This is a genomic window from Leucobacter sp. GX24907 (assembly GCF_053567335.1).
The window spans coordinates 1-15,093 of record NZ_JBSGPD010000008.1; the positions used below are offsets into that span (position 1 = coordinate 1).

Annotated in this window: 15 protein-coding genes and 1 rRNA gene; 14 read left to right on the plus strand and 2 right to left on the minus strand. The window is 65.5% G+C overall.

The annotated features are described in order from the left end of the window. Window position 1: 1 nt before the first annotated feature. Window positions 2–118, plus strand: a 5S ribosomal RNA gene (gene rrf, locus ACUYV6_RS11715). Window positions 119–207: 89 nt separating this feature from the next. Here rrf and ACUYV6_RS11720 read toward each other — a convergent pair. Next, a complete protein-coding gene (locus ACUYV6_RS11720; RefSeq protein WP_449278862.1) occupies window positions 208–1,140 on the minus strand; it encodes a hypothetical protein in 933 nt (310 codons plus the stop codon). Between ACUYV6_RS11720 and ACUYV6_RS11725 the strand changes: the two genes are divergently transcribed. The 10 genes from ACUYV6_RS11725 to ACUYV6_RS11770 are packed head-to-tail and all read left to right on the plus strand — an operon-like array spanning window position 1,099 to window position 11,470. Next, a complete protein-coding gene (locus tag ACUYV6_RS11725; RefSeq protein ID WP_449278863.1) occupies window positions 1,099–1,923 on the plus strand; it encodes a hypothetical protein in 825 nt (274 codons plus the stop codon). The genes ACUYV6_RS11720 and ACUYV6_RS11725 overlap by 42 nt on opposite strands. A gap of 3 nt (window positions 1,924–1,926) precedes the next feature. Continuing rightward, window positions 1,927–2,973: an HAD-IIA family hydrolase gene (locus ACUYV6_RS11730; protein ID WP_449278864.1), complete on the plus strand. Its 1,047-nt coding sequence runs from the start codon at window positions 1,927–1,929 to the stop codon at window positions 2,971–2,973. 38 nt (window positions 2,974–3,011) lie between these two features. After that, window positions 3,012–3,269: a hypothetical protein gene (locus ACUYV6_RS11735; protein WP_449278865.1), complete on the plus strand. Its 258-nt coding sequence runs from the start codon at window positions 3,012–3,014 to the stop codon at window positions 3,267–3,269. Next, entirely contained in the window at window positions 3,256–4,242 is a 987-nt protein-coding gene (locus ACUYV6_RS11740; protein ID WP_449278866.1) for a TlyA family RNA methyltransferase, read from the plus strand. Before ACUYV6_RS11735 ends, ACUYV6_RS11740 begins: the two co-directional genes overlap by 14 nt. Then, a complete protein-coding gene (locus ACUYV6_RS11745) occupies window positions 4,196–5,116 on the plus strand; it encodes an NAD kinase (RefSeq protein ID WP_449278867.1) in 921 nt (306 codons plus the stop codon). Before ACUYV6_RS11740 ends, ACUYV6_RS11745 begins: the two co-directional genes overlap by 47 nt. Beyond that, window positions 5,113–6,801, plus strand: coding sequence for a DNA repair protein RecN (recN, locus tag ACUYV6_RS11750; RefSeq protein ID WP_449278868.1), 1,689 nt, complete (start codon window positions 5,113–5,115; stop codon window positions 6,799–6,801). The genes ACUYV6_RS11745 and recN overlap by 4 nt, the downstream gene beginning before the upstream one ends. 38 nt (window positions 6,802–6,839) lie before the next feature. Continuing rightward, window positions 6,840–8,114: an AI-2E family transporter gene (locus ACUYV6_RS11755; protein ID WP_449278869.1), complete on the plus strand. Its 1,275-nt coding sequence runs from the start codon at window positions 6,840–6,842 to the stop codon at window positions 8,112–8,114. Window positions 8,115–8,122: 8 nt separating this feature from the next. Then, window positions 8,123–9,826 (plus strand): CTP synthase, encoded by a 1,704-nt coding sequence (locus ACUYV6_RS11760; RefSeq protein ID WP_449278870.1) that lies wholly within the window; start codon window positions 8,123–8,125, stop codon window positions 9,824–9,826. A gap of 7 nt (window positions 9,827–9,833) precedes the next feature. Further along, a complete protein-coding gene (locus ACUYV6_RS11765) occupies window positions 9,834–10,493 on the plus strand; it encodes an NUDIX domain-containing protein (RefSeq protein ID WP_449278871.1) in 660 nt (219 codons plus the stop codon). Then, on the plus strand, window positions 10,490–11,470 hold the full coding sequence (locus tag ACUYV6_RS11770; protein ID WP_449278872.1) for a site-specific tyrosine recombinase XerD: 981 nt from the start codon (window positions 10,490–10,492) through the stop codon (window positions 11,468–11,470). Before ACUYV6_RS11765 ends, ACUYV6_RS11770 begins: the two co-directional genes overlap by 4 nt. A gap of 62 nt (window positions 11,471–11,532) precedes the next feature. Here the strand turns inward: ACUYV6_RS11770 and ACUYV6_RS11775 are convergent, their stop codons facing one another. After that, window positions 11,533–12,417: an Fpg/Nei family DNA glycosylase gene (locus ACUYV6_RS11775; RefSeq protein WP_449278873.1), complete on the minus strand. Its 885-nt coding sequence runs from the start codon at window positions 12,415–12,417 to the stop codon at window positions 11,533–11,535. Window positions 12,418–12,519: 102 nt separating this feature from the next. On the opposite strand from ACUYV6_RS11775, the gene ACUYV6_RS11780 reads away from it, so the two are divergent. Genes ACUYV6_RS11780 through scpB form a run of 3 tightly spaced genes read left to right on the plus strand, consistent with a single transcriptional unit; the run spans window position 12,520 to window position 15,024 of the window. Next, window positions 12,520–13,374, plus strand: a complete 855-nt coding sequence (locus tag ACUYV6_RS11780; RefSeq protein ID WP_449278874.1) for a ParA family protein — start codon at window positions 12,520–12,522, stop codon at window positions 13,372–13,374. A gap of 8 nt (window positions 13,375–13,382) precedes the next feature. Beyond that, on the plus strand, window positions 13,383–14,219 hold the full coding sequence (locus ACUYV6_RS11785; protein WP_449278875.1) for a segregation and condensation protein A: 837 nt from the start codon (window positions 13,383–13,385) through the stop codon (window positions 14,217–14,219). After that, window positions 14,212–15,024 (plus strand): SMC-Scp complex subunit ScpB, encoded by an 813-nt coding sequence (scpB, locus tag ACUYV6_RS11790; RefSeq protein WP_449278876.1) that lies wholly within the window; start codon window positions 14,212–14,214, stop codon window positions 15,022–15,024. Before ACUYV6_RS11785 ends, scpB begins: the two co-directional genes overlap by 8 nt. Window positions 15,025–15,093 lie beyond the last annotated feature (69 nt).

Here is a 15,093-nt window from a genome sequence, read left to right on the forward strand (position 1 = left end):
TTACGGTGGTTATAGCGTCAGGGAAACGCCCGGTTACATTCCGAACCCGGAAGCTAAGGCTGACAGCGCCGATGGTACTGCGAGGGGGACCTCGTGGGAGAGTAGGACACCGCCGGACCTCTTCACAATAATGAGGGGTCGTTCGTATGATTCGATGACGGTTCGCCAATGTTGGCGGACCTGAGAATGATACGGACGGCCCCTTATTCATTTCCCCGGATAATCTGGGGCGAACATAGAGACGACGCCGCAGGAGGCATCATGAACGATCGGCCACGACGCGGCGATTTCGATGGACGCCGCCCCAGACGAGACGGCGACGCAGGTCGCGATCGACGTCGGGGCAGTGATCGCGACTTCCGCGGCGACCGCGAGGGTCGGGATTCCCGTGACGGCCGCGATCATCGCGGAGGCGGGTACCGTGGAGGCCCCCGCCGCGAAGGCGAAGGACGTACCGACCGGCCTCGGCGAGACACCGATCGAAGTGATGAGCCCGGCGCTCGTGGGGACCGGCAGTACCGTGGTGAACGCCAGGATCGGAACTTCCGTGGTGAGCGTCAGGACCGGCAGCACCGTGGTGAATCCCAGACTGGCGGCGATCGCCAGCGTCGCGATGACCGACCCCGTCGTGATGATCGACTGCGTCGGGACGATCGACCGCGTCGGGACGATCGACCGCGTCGGGACGATCGGCCTGGTCGTGATTCGGCCCAGGGCGACAGGCGGGCACATCGTGATGGTGAGTACCGTCGCGATGGAGAGCGTCAGCGTCGTGACGGTCGAGACGGTGGCCGCCGGTATGACGGAGGGGACCGTCGTCAGCGTGGACAGGACGAACGTCCCCGCCGTGGCTTTGAAGGCGACGGTCGAACCGGTCGCGGCGGCACGCGGGGTGGTGGCCGGAGCGATCGCGGCGGTCGCGACCGCGAGTACACGGAAGCCGAACGGCTTCAGCACGAGCTGCGCCCCGTCCGGTCTGAGCACGAGGACCCGGAGATCCCGTATGCGATCCAAGCGAAGGACCTGCATCCAGCAGCGCGCAAGGAGCTGAAGCAGCTCCAGGTCGATCTGCAAGATCGGGTCGCACGGCACCTCGTGATGGTTGCCGCCCTGATCGACGAGGACCCTGAGCTTGCGCATCAGCACGCGATCTCGGCTTCGCGCCGTGCCGGCCGTATCCCGGTGACCCGGGAGACCCTCGCGATCACGGCGTATCGTACTGGTGACTTCGCGCTCGCGTTGCGTGAGCTCCGAACCTATCGACGGTTGACCGGCTCTGCCGATCACCTCGCGCTCATGGTCGACTGTGAGCGTGGTCTCGATCGTCCGGAAAAGGCTATTCAGACCGGACTCGATGCTGATACGAAGCATCTCGACACGGAACAGCGCGTACAGCTTGCCATCGCGATGTCTGGTGCTCGCCTGGATCTCAATCAGACCCAGCAGGCCCTGTACGAGCTGGAGATCCCGGAGCTGAACCCAGACCGAGCCTACTCGTGGAGCCCCGACCTATTCCGCGCCTATGCCGCAGTACTGCAGGACCTCGGTCGTGAGGCAGAAGCGGGAAGTTGGGATGCTCGTGCTGACGAAGCGGAACGCGCGTTGCAGCAGCATTACGGTGTGCACGACGAGCTCGAGGTGTTCGAGGTCTTCGAGGAGCATGAGCCAGAAGCAGCGAGCGAGCAGGCGGCCGCGAGCGGCGATGCCGAAGCAGGCATAGCCGAAGCAGATGCAGCTGAAGCAGATGCAGCTGAAGCAGGCTCGGCTGATGCACGCGCTACCGAGGCCGACCTGACCGAGGTCGATCCTGCCGACGCGATGGCCGTGACTGACGCTGATCTTGCCGAGGTCGATGCGCTTCTCGCCGACTCCGCAGACGACGCTGCAGAGCAGCCGGACGCTGGCTCGAACAAGGAGAACTAGACCATGGCGCTCTTCGGGAGAAAGCCGCTGTTCGGTGCGGCGCCGATCGAGAACCGAGAGCTGCTGCTCGCGGATCTCGATGGTGTGGTCTACCGCGGCCCGAAGGCGATCCCTGGGGCAGTGGAGCGTTTGAATGCGGCCGCCAAGCGGGTGCCGCTCGGCTACATCACCAATAACGCCTCCCGCACCGACGAGGCTGTGGCCGCGCACCTGCGAAGCCTCGGCTTGGAGACTGCGGCCGAGCGCGTCATCACCTCGCCGCAGGCCGCTGTCGCGCTCCTCACCGAGAGCGTTCCTGCGGGGTCAACAGTCCTCGTGATTGGCGGGGATGGGCTGGTCGATGAGCTGCAGAAGGCGGGATTCGTCGTGACGCGCACCGCCGCCGACGATCCGGCGGCGGTGGTACAAGGGTTTGCTCAGCACGTGGGGTGGGAGCATCTCGCGGAGGCATCGTTCGCCCTCGCGGAGCGTCCCGGAGCAGCACCGCTGCCGTGGATCGCCACGAACACTGACTGGACCATTCCCGTTGAGCGGGGGCTGGCCCCGGGAAACGGTACCCTCGTGTCAGCAGTGCACACCGCGGTACAACGGCTCCCCGTCTTCGCCGGTAAGCCGGAGACCCCCATTTTTGAAACCGCGTTCGCTCGGTTCGGCACTCGAAATGCCCTGATGATCGGCGACCGGCTCGACACCGACATGAAGGGTGCTCGGGCAGCCGGGATCGCGTCGCTCCACGTGTTGACCGGTGTGGATCGTCCGAAGCAACTGATCGCAGCGTCGAAGGACATGCGCCCCGACTACATCGTCGCGTCGCTCGAGGAACTCGAACAGCCGTACCCCGAAGTCGAGACGCTGAAGAACGGAAGCGTGCGTGTGGGGAAGTCCAGCGTGCGCATGGACGGGCACGTGGTGCAGGTCGTCGCGGAAGGCGATGCGCCGCTCGACCTGCTGCGGGCGGGCTGCGCGGCAGTCTGGCAGTCGGGACTCGCGATCTACGGCTTGCAAGTTCCCGAGATCCTGCTCGAAGACCACTGGCGGGTCGAGTACTAGCGTCCCGCTTCGTCGGCGGTGCAGGCTACGCTTGGGGCATGGACGAGACGGCTGCAGAGCACGCGCGCGGAGCTGAAACGAATTCCGTTCCGTCGACGGCTGGAGACGAGACGAAAGACGACGGGGCGACCGGCACTGGTCTGACTGGCGGCGGTCCAGCTGACGAGCTCATCAGCACGGTGGAGCTTGTCGAGAGTCAACCGCTGTACGACCGTGCGCGGGGTTACGAGCAGCTGCATGAGCAGTTGCTCGCGGAGCTGCAGCGCAGCGACGGTACCGACGATGCCCTGCGCTGAACGTTCGGTAGAGGTGGTCTGGAGGGGATCGGCGCATCGTCTCGATCGCGTACTCGTCGACCTCGGCCTCATTCGTTCACGGAGCCAAGCCGCGCAGCGGATAGCGGCGGGTCTGGTATCCGTCGATGGTGAGCTCGTAACGAAAGTGGGGCAGCGGGTTCCCGACGGTGGCCGCGTCGAGCTTCGGAGCGATGGTACCGGGCACTATGTCGGTCGTGCCGCACAGAAGCTCCTCGCAGCTTTAGACGACTTCAGTATTGACCCGACGGGGAGGCGTGCGCTCGACCTCGGCGCCTCGACCGGCGGGTTCACCCAGGTGCTGCTCGAACGCGGTGCTCAGCTGGTGCAGGCTGTCGACGTCGGGCATGGGCAGATGGACGACACGCTGCGACAGGATCCTCGAGTCCGCCTCGTCGAGGGGTGCAATGCGCGAGAACTCAACGCCGACTCCCTGGCCCGGCTGACAGGTGAGGCGGAGCGTCCCGAGCTCGTCGTCGCGGATCTCTCGTTCATCTCGCTCACCTTGATCCTGCCCGCGATCGCCCGCACAGCCGCGCCTGACGCCGATGCCGTGCTGTTGATCAAACCGCAGTTCGAGGTCGGGCGCACCGGTATTCAAGAGGGAATCGTCACCGATCCGTCGTTGCGTGCGGAGGCGATCCGCACGGTGCTGCAGTCGGCAGTAGCGTGCGGGTATCGAGCCGCGGGACTCGCCATCTCACCGATCACGGGAGCGGAGGGGAACATCGAGTTCTTGGTGCATCTCGTGCCTGCGACCGCCGCGGATCCGTCAGAATGGGAAGGGCGCATCGAGGCACTGTGCTCGGGAGCGGAGGCACCGGACCCGAGAGAGCCGGCCCCGAACGGAGCGCTGCGCACCGGATCTCCGGGCGTGGAGTACAAGGACGGCGAGGAGAGGAATACGCATGAGCGAGAGACAGATCCTCATCGTCTCGCACACTGCCCGCGATGAGGCAGTGGAAGCGACGCGGGAAGCGATCTCGGCGTTGCTCGCCGCCGAGGTGACTCCGGTCATGAGTCAGGAGGACCGTGAGCAGTTTGCTCCGCATGTGGACCTGTCGATGATCCTCGAGCTCGAGACCGATACCAACCTCGATCGGATCGAGATCGCGATTGTGCTCGGAGGCGACGGTACGATCCTGCGCGCCGCGGAGCTGCTGAGAGGATCGGCCTGTCCCATCGTCGGGGTGAACCTCGGTCATGTCGGTTTTCTTGCCGAGATGGAGAGCCACGACCTCTCGGCGACCATTGAGCAGGTTCTTGCCCGCGACTACACAGTCGAGGAGCGGGTCACGCTCGATGTCCGAGCGGTATTCGAGGGCGAGATCATCGTCGAGACCTGGGCGCTCAACGAGGCCAGCATCGAGAAGCTGAGCCGTATGCTCGAGGTCGCCGTCGGTGTCGATGGTCGTCCCCTGACATCCTTCGGGTGCGACGGCGTCGTGCTCGCCACGCCGACCGGATCTACCGCGTATTCGTTCTCCGCCGGTGGCCCGGTCGTCTGGCCGGGTGTGCAGGCGATGCTTCTCGTACCCATCGCAGCGCACGCACTCTTCAACCGTCCGGTCGTCGTCGGTACGGATTCGGCCCTGCGCGTCGAGATTCTTCCCGAGAGCGTTGGTCTGGGCGTGCTGCGGTGCGACGGACGTCGCCGCTTCGAGGTGCCGGCCGGCACCGTCATCGAGGCGCGCCGCTCTCCACTGTCCGTGCGGCTTGCGAGGCTTGATCCTGCCGTCTTCACCGAACGGTTGGTGCGCAAGTTCCATCTGCCGATCACGGGATGGCGGGGAAGCGCAGCCGGATTCAACGGGGGCGGTCGCCGATGATCGAGGAGCTGCGCATCCGAGATCTCGGCATCATCGCGGATTCGGTGCTCTCGTTGGGGCCCGGCTTCACCGCGATCACCGGTGAGACCGGAGCCGGCAAGACGATGGTGGTCTCGGCGCTCGGTCTGCTGATGGGAGAGCGCAGCGACGCTGGTGCGGTGCGTGCCGGATCCCAGCAGGCGCGTGTGAACGGCATCGTACGGACGGCTGATCCCGACGTCGCTGAGCTCGTCGACGAGGTCGGTGGAGATCTTGACGACGGTGAGCTCGTTCTCGGCCGGACGGTGAATGCCGAGGGACGCAGTCGTGCGAACGTCGGCGGTGCGGCCGCGCCTGTGGGCAGTCTCGCCCGTCTCGCTGAGCGGCTGTTCACCGTGCACGGGCAGTCAGAGCAGCTGCGGCTGCGCAGCTCTGCCGCACAGCGGAACACACTCGACCGCTTCGGTGGTGAGGCGTTGCAGGGGGTGCTCGATGAGTACCGACGCGTCCACGACGAACGCCGGGAGGTTGAGGCACAGGTTGTTGAGCTCACCGAGACTCGCGACGAGCGAGCCGCGGAGGCTGAGCGTCTGCGACGCGAGATCGAAGAGATCTCGGCTGTGGATCCGCAGCCCGGAGAAGAGGTGGAACTCGAGGCGCGCATCCGACTGCTCACCAATGCCGAGGAGCTGCGCGCGGCTACCAGCACGGCTCACGAGGCGCTCGCCACGGATTCGGATGACCCGTTCAGTCGCGACGCCGGATCTCTCGTAGACACTGCGAGGCAGGAGATCGAGCGGGTTGTCGGCCACGATGCGGCGCTCGAAGGCATGCTCGAGTCACTCCGCGCGATCAGTTTTCAGATCGCCGATACTGCGCGAGAGCTCGCAGCCTACTCCGGCGACCTCGATCAGGAAGGGCCGGGCGAACTCGAACGGGCGAATGAGCGTCTCGCGGCACTGAACGGACTCTTCCGCCTCTACGGTGCGACGTCTGAAGAGGTCGTGAAGTGGGCTGGCGAGAGTGCGGTCAGACTTGCCGAGATCGATGGTGACGACGAACGCATCGAGACTTCGGAGGCGCGTCTCTCCGAGCTTCGAAGCTCGGAGCAGTTGCTCGCCGAGCGGCTCACCGGAGCGCGGAGCGACGCTGCAGCCCGACTGTCCGAGCTCGTGACCGCCGAATTGCGGCAGCTGGCGTTGCCCGACGCCTCGTTCCTCGCCGAGCTCGAGCCCACGGAGCTGGGACGTCACGGTGCCGACGAGGTGCGATTCCTGCTTGCACCCCACCCGGGGGCCGTACCGCGACCAGTGGCGAAGAGCGCCTCGGGCGGAGAGCTGTCGCGTGTCATGCTCGCGCTCGAAGTCGTCGTGGCGCAAACCGATCCGGTGCCCACATTCGTATTCGATGAGGTCGATGCCGGCGTCGGAGGTGGAGCAGCCATCGAGATCGGACGGCGTCTCGCCCGCCTGGCCCGGAGTTCGCAGGTGATCGTGGTGACGCACCTCGCGCAGGTCGCCGCATTCGCGAATAACCACTTGCAGATCGTGAAGGACTCATCTGGCGGCTTCACGGAGAGCAGCTGCCGCAGGCTCGACGGAGAGGAGCGGCTCGGTGAGATGGCGCGTCTGCTCTCAGGGCTCAGCGACTCGTCGAGTGCGCTCGAGCATGCCGCTGAGCTGCTGTCGCTCGGCAACGAGGCCTGATTCTCCCGAGCGTCCGAGGCGAGTGCTACTCTCCTGACATGATCAAGATCAGCGGGCTTCGACGTCGTCAGGCCGGAGCTTCCGATAAGCCGCCGGCCGACGCATCCAGCACTGACGCCGAACGCGCCGATTACCTCGACAACCATCCTGACGTGGTGCACGCCGACCCGACGCAGATGGACGCCGAAACTCGCGAGATGTATCGCGATGCGCGCGAGGCTGCCGCCGAGGCGCGGAGTGAGCCCGAGAGCGCGAACCGTCGCGAGTTCGTCGTCCGCGGTCCGTTCCAGCTCGGCTTCACGATCACGCTGGGCGTGCTCGTCGCACTGCTGGTGGGCACGATGATCGGGCAGCTGAGCACGATCATCATGTATGTGGTGGGTGCCCTATTCATCGCCCTCGGGCTCGACCCCGTGGTGCGCTGGTTGGAGCGCAAGGGCATGCGTCGATCATTCGGAATCGCGACGGTGTTCCTCGGCTTCCTCCTGATTATTGCGACCGTACTCGCGATCGTGATCCCGATGATCGCGAACCAGATCACTCTGCTGGTGCGCAGCGCACCGGGGCTCATCGATGATGTGCAGGGCCAGGAGTGGTTCTGGGACCTGCAGGAGAGATTCGGCGAGTTCGTCGACTTCCAGGAGCTGCTGCACATGGGGCAGGGCATCGTGACGAGTCCCGAGAACTGGGCGCAGGTGGCCGGCGGCGTGTGGCAGGCCGGCGTCGGCATCGCAAGTGGCGTCACCGCCAGCATCATCGTCCTGATCCTGAGCCTGTACTTCCTCGCCTCGCTGCGGTCGATCAAGCGGGGCTTCTACTCGCTCACTCCGCGCTCGGGGCGCGGCAAAGTCATGGACATTACCGAGCAGGTCACGAAGTCCGTCGGCGGCTACGTCAACGGCATGGTGATACTCGCACTGATGAACTCGGTGCTCGGCTTCATCATGATGACGATCGTCAGAGTGCCGTTCGCGGGCCTGGTAGCGGTCGGAGTGTTCCTGCTCGCGCTCATCCCGCTCATCGGCTCCGTTGCGGCTACCGTGCTCGTGACAGTGGTGGCCCTCTTCGAATCCCCGCAGGCCGCGATCATCGCCGCTATCTACTACGTGATCTACATGCAGATCGAGGCCTACCTGCTCACGCCGCGGGTCATGAATCGCGTTGTATCGGTTCCCGGCTCATTCGTGGTCATCGGCGCACTGGCCGGTGGCACACTCCTGGGGCTGCTCGGAGCACTCATCTCGATCCCGGTCACGGCGATGGTGCTCATGATCGTGAAGCAGGTCTGGATTCCCAGACAGGAACTCCGCTGAAGAATCGAATGATAGGATCGAAGCCCGTGGAAGCAGATCAGCACGCAGACCGGCCCAAGATCACCAAGCACATCTTCGTGACCGGAGGTGTGGTCTCTTCGCTCGGCAAGGGGCTCACGGCCGCCAGCCTCGGAAACCTGCTGACCGCAAGGGGCCTGCGCGTCGTGATGCAGAAACTCGACCCGTATCTCAACGTTGATCCGGGCACCATGAACCCGTTCGAGCACGGTGAGGTCTTCGTCACCGACGACGGTGCCGAGACCGACCTCGACATCGGCCACTACGAGCGCTTCCTCGGCATCGAACTGTCGCAGGCTGCGAACGTCACCACCGGGCAGATCTACTCCAACGTGATCGCCAAGGAGCGCAGGGGCGACTACCTGGGCGCGACTGTCCAGGTGATCCCGCACATCACCAACGAGATCAAGCGCCGCATGCGGCTGCAGTCCGAAGAAGATCCGCAGCCCGACGTGATCATCACGGAGATCGGTGGCACGGTCGGCGACATCGAATCGCAGCCGTTCCTGGAATCGGCCCGGCAGGTGCGTCACGAACTCGGACGACAGAACGTCATCTTCGTGCACGTCTCGCTCGTGCCCTTCATGGGTGCTTCGGGTGAGCAGAAGACCAAGCCTACTCAGCATTCCGTCGCGACGCTGCGGTCGATCGGTATCCAGCCCGACGCCCTCGTGCTGCGCAGCGACCGCCCCGTCACCGACGACAATCTGCGCAAGATCGCACTGATGTGCGATGTCGACGAAGACGCCGTGGTCAACGCGGTCGACGTGCCGAGCATCTACGACCTCCCGAAGCTCTTCAACGATCAGGGCCTCGACCAGACTGTGGTCGACCACCTGGGCCTTTCGGCACAGTCTGCCGAGGTCGATTGGACCGGGTGGCAGCCGGTGCTCGACTCGGTGCACAACCCGAAGGGTGAGATCACCATCGGTCTTGTCGGCAAGTACATCGACCTGCCCGACGCCTATCTTTCGGTTACCGAGGCGCTCCGTGCCGGCGGCTTCGCGCACGCCACCAAGGTCAATATCAAGTGGGTCGCGTCAGACACCTGCGAAACCCCCGAGGGGGCGCTCGAAGCGCTCGGAGATGTCAACGCGATCTGCGTGCCGGGTGGGTTCGGCATCCGCGGTATCGAAGGCAAGCTCGGTGCCCTGCGTTTTGCTCGCGAGAACGGTATTCCGACGCTCGGCCTCTGCCTCGGCATGCAGTGCATGGTCATCGAGTATGCGCGGAACGTCGCCGGTCTCGCAGATGCCTCCTCGACCGAGTTCGACCCTGAAACCCCGGTCCCCGTCATCGCGACGATGGCCGAGCAGGTTGAGAATGTGACGGGTGGTGGCGATCTGGGGGGCACGATGCGTCTCGGTCTGTACGAGGCCGTGCTCGCGGACGGATCACTGGCCGCCGAGCTTTACGGAGCCGGCACGGCGAGCGAGCGCCACCGGCATCGCTACGAAGTGAACAACCGCTACCGTGATCAGATCGGGGCGGCTGGGCTCTCCTTCTCGGGCACCAGCCCCGACGGCGAGCTTGTCGAGTACGTCGAGCTGCCGCGCGACATCCACCCGTTCTACATCGCCACCCAGGCGCACCCTGAGCTGCGATCGCGTCCCGGCCGCCCGCACCCGCTCTTCGCGGGCCTGGCTGCGGCGGCTATCGAACGCCGCGAAGCCACCCGGCTGTTCGACGCCTGAGGCACCGATGACGACCGACTCGTCGACCGACGTGCCTCTCGCGGATGAGTTCGCTCCGGAGATCCGCATACTCGAGAGCGAGCTCGTGCACCGCGGGCACGTGTGGGACGTGCGGAGCGACCGCTTCGAATTCGGCGACCAGGTGCTCACTCGAGATTACGTCGACCACACCGGCGCAGTCGGCGTGCTGGTGCTCGATGACGACGAACGCGTGTTGCTGCTACGCCAGTACCGGCACGCGATTGCGCACCGCGACTGGGAGATTCCCGCAGGGCTCATGGATCTGCCTGATGAGCCGGGCCTCGCCGCCGCACAGCGCGAACTCGCGGAAGAGGCCGACTTGCAGGCGGAGCACTGGCACCTGCTGCTCGACACATATACCTCACCGGGCGGCATGAGTGAGACGCTTCGCATCTTCCTCGCCCGCGGGCTCAGCCCCGTCGAGCATGACTTCGTGCGCGATGGTGAGGAGGCGGAGATGGTCTCCCGCTGGGTGCCGCTCTCCGAAGCCGTCGAGGCGGCGCTCGACGGCCGGGTCCAGAACGGCGTCACGACGAACGCTCTGCTCGCTGCGGAGGCCGCTCGCGCTCGCGGATGGAAGACGCTCCGCGATCCGGAAACCCCCTGGGACCGTCGCGCACTGACCCGCGGGTTGCGGTCGGAATGACCGCGCAACCGCAGCTCGCGCCCCGTGGAGGGATCGAGCGTTTCCTGCGGCACATCGCGATCGAACGCGGACTCTCGCCCAACAGTCGAGACGCCTACCGTCGTGACCTGGAGGCCTACGAGGCCTGGCTCGAACAGAGCGGAATCGACGACCTCGCAACGGTCTCCCCGCAGCACCTCTCGGAGTATGTAGCCCACCTCGGCGCCCCTAAGGAGGGACGAGCGCTCTCGCACGCCTCAATCACACGTCGCATCTCGACCGTACGGGGCATGCACCGATTTCTCTACGACGAAGGTCTGCTGCCCGACTATGCGGCCAGAGGCGTACGAACTCCGAAGCTCTCACAACGGCTGCCGAAGGCACTCTCCGTCGAAGAAGTCGAAGCATTGCTGCATGCCGCGGATTCGGCCGGCGCAGACACGCCAGTTGCGCTGCGAGACCGTGCCCTGCTCGAACTGCTCTACGCCTCGGGGGCGCGTGTCAGCGAGGCCGTGGGGCTCGACGTCGACGACCTGCTGACCGCCGCCGGCGATGCCGGGTCGGATCCGGAGCAGGCGCTCGGCGAGGGTGGATTTCTGCGCGTCACCGGGAAGGGATCGAAGCAGCGGATCGTGCCTTACGGGCGCTTCGCCGGGCAGGCGCTCGCCGCCTACCTCGTGCGAGCCAGACCTCTACTCGTGGCACAGGGACGGGGCACGCCCGCGCTCTTCGTCGGCCCTCGCGGTGGCCGGGTTTCTCGACAGACCGCCTGGCTCATCATCAAGGCCGCGGCTGAACGTGCAGAGCTGGCCGCAGAAGTGTCACCTCACACGCTCCGGCACTCGTTCGCGACCCACCTGCTGCAGGGCGGGGCCGACGTGCGCACCGTGCAGGAGATGCTCGGGCACGCCTCGGTGACGACGACGCAGATCTACACCCGGGTCACTGCAGACACGCTCCGGGAGCACTACCTGATGGCGCACCCCCGCGCCCGGTGAAGCTCGGCGAGGCTCGGTGAGGCTCGGAAACGTGTCAGTGATGCGTTGGCGACTCGCAGCCCTCACTTCAGCAATCTGGAGAGCACTCGGTCGGCAAGAGGCTTTCCCCCGGTCTGGCAGGTCGGGCAGTACTCCAGGGTGGAATCCGAGAAGATCACCTGCCTCACCGTGTCTCCGCAGACCGGACACTCCTCTCCGGCCCGCCCGTGCACTCGCATGCCCGACTTCTTCTCCTGCTTGAGCTCGGCAGCCGCGCGGCCCTCGGCCCGTCCGATCGCCTCCCGCAGCGTCGAGCCGAGTGACTCGTAGAGCCTTGTGATCTCCTCAGGTGACATCGCAGCAGGTTTGAACGGTGACATGCGTGCCGCATGCAAGATCTCGTCCGAGTAGGCGTTCCCGATTCCCGCAATGAGCGACTGGTCCCGAAGCACCCCCTTGATCTGCGCCTTCCCGGCACCGGCCAGGATGTCGGCGAACGCCTCGACAGTGAACTCGTCATCCAGGGGATCGGGCCCGAGTCTGGCGACGCCCGGCACCTCGGCAGGGTCCGCTACCAGGTAGATCGCCAAGTTCTTTTTCGTCCCGGCCTCGGTGATATCGAGGCAGGCGGGTTGCCCCTCATCGTCGGCGGTGTCCCGAGCCAGAACCAGACGGGCGGCGAGTGGACTCTTGCCGGGCCTGACAGGTGTCTTCGGTACCTCATCACGCCACTTGATCCAGCCCGCCCGTGCCAGATGCATGACGAGATGACTGGGGCCGATGCGCAGATCGAGGAACTTCCCGTGCCGATCGACCCCGTCGATGGTCTGTCCATGCAGCTCCGTAGGAGATATCGCCACAGTCTTCAGTGCTGCGAACGCGAACAGGTCGAGGCGCTCGAGCACGCGCCCGCCGGCTCGTCGCCTCAGGTCATCGACCAGGGCGGATACCTCCGGTAACTCGGGCATGGCCACATTATGGCAATTCCTCGCCAGCTGCACGACCCCACACGAGGCCCGGATGGATCAGAGCGATAGGATGGGGGCTCAGAGCGTCGAGAGGAGCACCGAGTGACAGAACAGCAGGTCGAACTCGGCCCGACCGGCAGACCCGAGCGTCTGATTCCCGTGCCCGACGAGCTCGTAGAGCACGGCCCGGCCCGCATTATCGCGATGTGCAATCAAAAGGGCGGCGTCGGGAAGACTACGAGCACCATCAACCTCGCAGCCGCGCTCGCGCGCTACGGACGCAAGGTCCTCGCAGTCGACTTCGACCCGCAGGGCGCGCTCTCGGCAGGTCTCGGCGTACAGGCGCATGATGTTCCCACTATTTACGAACTCATGCTGGGAAGCGTGAAGGATCCGCGAGACGCCATCCAGCCGACCGCTACGCCGCTGCTCGACGTGCTCCCGGCCAACATCGACCTGTCAGCAGCCGAGGTGCACCTGGTCACAGAGGTGGCCCGCGAGCAGATCCTCGCGGGGGTGCTGCGGAAGGTCGCATCCGAATACGATGTGATCCTCGTGGATTGCCAGCCCTCGCTCGGCCTGCTCACCGTGAATGCGCTCACCGCGAGCCACGGGGTGCTGATCCCGCTCGCCTGCGAGTACTTCGCGCTTCGCGGCGTCGCACTCCTGATCGAGACGATTGAGAAGGTCACCGACCGGCTCAACCCGCAACTCGAGCTCGACGGAATTCTTGCGACGATGTACGACGCCCGTACGCTGCACGCCCGCGAAGTGCTCGAACGCGTCGTCGATACCTTCGGCGACAAGGTGTTCGACACCGTGATCAGTCGTACCGTGAAGCTGCCCGATGCGCAGATCGCCGCGCAGCCGATCCTCGAGTATGCCCCATCGAATGCCGCCTCCGAGGCCTATCTGAAGCTCGCCAGGGAGCTCGTGGAGCGCCGGCTCGTCGCCTGAACCAGCCCATGGACCCCACCGACACGGCCGCAGTAGCCGAACCGGGAGCGGAAGGCCCGGGCGACGGCTTCCGTGTGAGCCTCGAGGTGTTCGACGGTCCCTTCGATCTGCTGCTCACGCTCATCGGCAAGCACGAACTCGACATCACCGAGGTCGCGCTGAGCCTCGTCACCGACGAGTTCATCGCCTATTTGGCGACGATCGAGGGCCAGGGCATCGTCGAACTCGACCGTGCCTCGGAGTTCCTCGTCGTCGCCGCAACGCTGCTCGACCTCAAGATCGCGAGTCTGCTGCCACAGGGTGAAGTCGTCGATGCCGAAGACATCGCGCTGCTCGAGGCCAGGGATCTGTTGTTCGCGCGGTTGCTGCAGTACCGGGCGTTCAAGCAGGCCAGTGCATGGTTTCGAGAGCGACTCGAACTCGAGTCCGAGCGGCATCCGCGTCGGGTGCCGCTCGATGAGCGGTTCCGTCGGAGTGCACCGGAACTCGTATGGACGGCGACCGTTCAGGACTTTGCGGCGATCGCAATGCTCGCATTCGCGCCGCGCGAGATTCCGACCGTCGGACTCGACCATCTCCATGCCCCGCTCGTTTCGATTCGGGAGCAGGCAGCGACCGTCGTCGCAACGCTCCGAGGAGGCGGCACGCACTCATTCCGCGAGCTCATCGTGGGAGAATCCGAACGGGGCGTGATTGTGGCCCGATTCCTCGCATTGCTCGAACTGTATCGCCGTTCTGCGGTGAGCTTCGAGCAGCTTGAGCCACTGGGCGAGCTGCTCGTGCGCTGGTCGAGCGAGAACTGGTCTGATGACGAGCTTGCTACCTTGGGGAGCGACTATGACTGAGATTTCAAGTGCGACCCCGGATCTGGCAGATGCCGAAGATACTGCGGAGCAAGCCGACGCGGAACACACCGAGGGTGCTGCGGACCAGCCCGGCGACGGTACTGCGGTGCCCGCGAGCACGGTCGATCGGGTGCGCTCGGAGCACGCACTCGAACAACAGCTCGAGGCGCTTCTGATGATCGCCGAATCGCCCCTGAGCGATGTGGATCTCGCCACCGCGACCGACCGCCCCGTGCGAGAGGTGCGCCGCGCATTGCAGACCCTCACTGCCGACTACAACGGTGAGAGCCTCGGGCCGCGCCGCGGCTTCGAAATACGGGAAGTCGCGAGCGGCTTCCGCTTCTACGTGCGCGAATCGCTTGATCCGCTGATCTCCGATTTCGTGCACCAGCGTTCACCCGCGAGGCTCAGCCAGGCGGCGCTCGAGACCCTCGCGGTCGTGGCGTACCGTCAGCCGATCTCGCGCGGTGCGATTGCGTCCATTCGGGCAGTGAACGTCGACTCGGTGGTGCGCACGCTCGTCGGGCGCGGGCTCATCGTCGAGGCAGGCCATGACCCGGAGACCGGAGCGGTGCTCTACGGAACTGACGAGATGCTGCTCGAACACCTCGGCATTACGAGTCTCGAGGAGTTGCCGCCCATCGCACCGCTGCTCGACGACGGCAGCGCGGGGTTCGAACATGAAGACGCAGGGCGAGGCGGTGGGACCGCGTTGCAGGAAGAGTCGTCTTCTGGGCCTGCGAGCGGCGCACAAGCTGAGGACCTGCAGACGAGCGGTGCACCGCTCAGCACTGAGGAGGCGTGATGAGTGGCGACCGGACGAACGAATCGGGCGGGAGCTTCGGAGGGGCCTTCTCGGTCGATGGAGGATCGG

Excerpts from the sequence above, each read along its gene's own strand:
- ACUYV6_RS11725 (WP_449278863.1), top strand. The coding sequence starts at position 1,099 with ATGGTTGCCGCCCTGATCGACGAGGACCCTGAGCTTGCGCATCAGCAC.
- ACUYV6_RS11720 (WP_449278862.1), bottom strand. The coding sequence starts at position 1,140 with ATGCGCAAGCTCAGGGTCCTCGTCGATCAGGGCGGCAACCATCACGAG.
- ACUYV6_RS11730 (WP_449278864.1), top strand. The coding sequence starts at position 1,927 with ATGGCGCTCTTCGGGAGAAAGCCGCTGTTCGGTGCGGCGCCGATCGAG.
- ACUYV6_RS11735 (WP_449278865.1), top strand. The coding sequence starts at position 3,012 with ATGGACGAGACGGCTGCAGAGCACGCGCGCGGAGCTGAAACGAATTCC.
- ACUYV6_RS11740 (WP_449278866.1), top strand. The coding sequence starts at position 3,256 with ATGCCCTGCGCTGAACGTTCGGTAGAGGTGGTCTGGAGGGGATCGGCG.
- ACUYV6_RS11745 (WP_449278867.1), top strand. The coding sequence starts at position 4,196 with ATGAGCGAGAGACAGATCCTCATCGTCTCGCACACTGCCCGCGATGAG.
- recN (WP_449278868.1), top strand. The coding sequence starts at position 5,113 with ATGATCGAGGAGCTGCGCATCCGAGATCTCGGCATCATCGCGGATTCG.
- ACUYV6_RS11755 (WP_449278869.1), top strand. The coding sequence starts at position 6,840 with ATGATCAAGATCAGCGGGCTTCGACGTCGTCAGGCCGGAGCTTCCGAT.
- ACUYV6_RS11760 (WP_449278870.1), top strand. The coding sequence starts at position 8,123 with ATGATAGGATCGAAGCCCGTGGAAGCAGATCAGCACGCAGACCGGCCC.
- ACUYV6_RS11765 (WP_449278871.1), top strand. The coding sequence starts at position 9,834 with ATGACGACCGACTCGTCGACCGACGTGCCTCTCGCGGATGAGTTCGCT.
- ACUYV6_RS11770 (WP_449278872.1), top strand. The coding sequence starts at position 10,490 with ATGACCGCGCAACCGCAGCTCGCGCCCCGTGGAGGGATCGAGCGTTTC.
- ACUYV6_RS11775 (WP_449278873.1), bottom strand. The coding sequence starts at position 12,417 with ATGCCCGAGTTACCGGAGGTATCCGCCCTGGTCGATGACCTGAGGCGA.
- ACUYV6_RS11785 (WP_449278875.1), top strand. The coding sequence starts at position 13,383 with ATGGACCCCACCGACACGGCCGCAGTAGCCGAACCGGGAGCGGAAGGC.
- scpB (WP_449278876.1), top strand. The coding sequence starts at position 14,212 with ATGACTGAGATTTCAAGTGCGACCCCGGATCTGGCAGATGCCGAAGAT.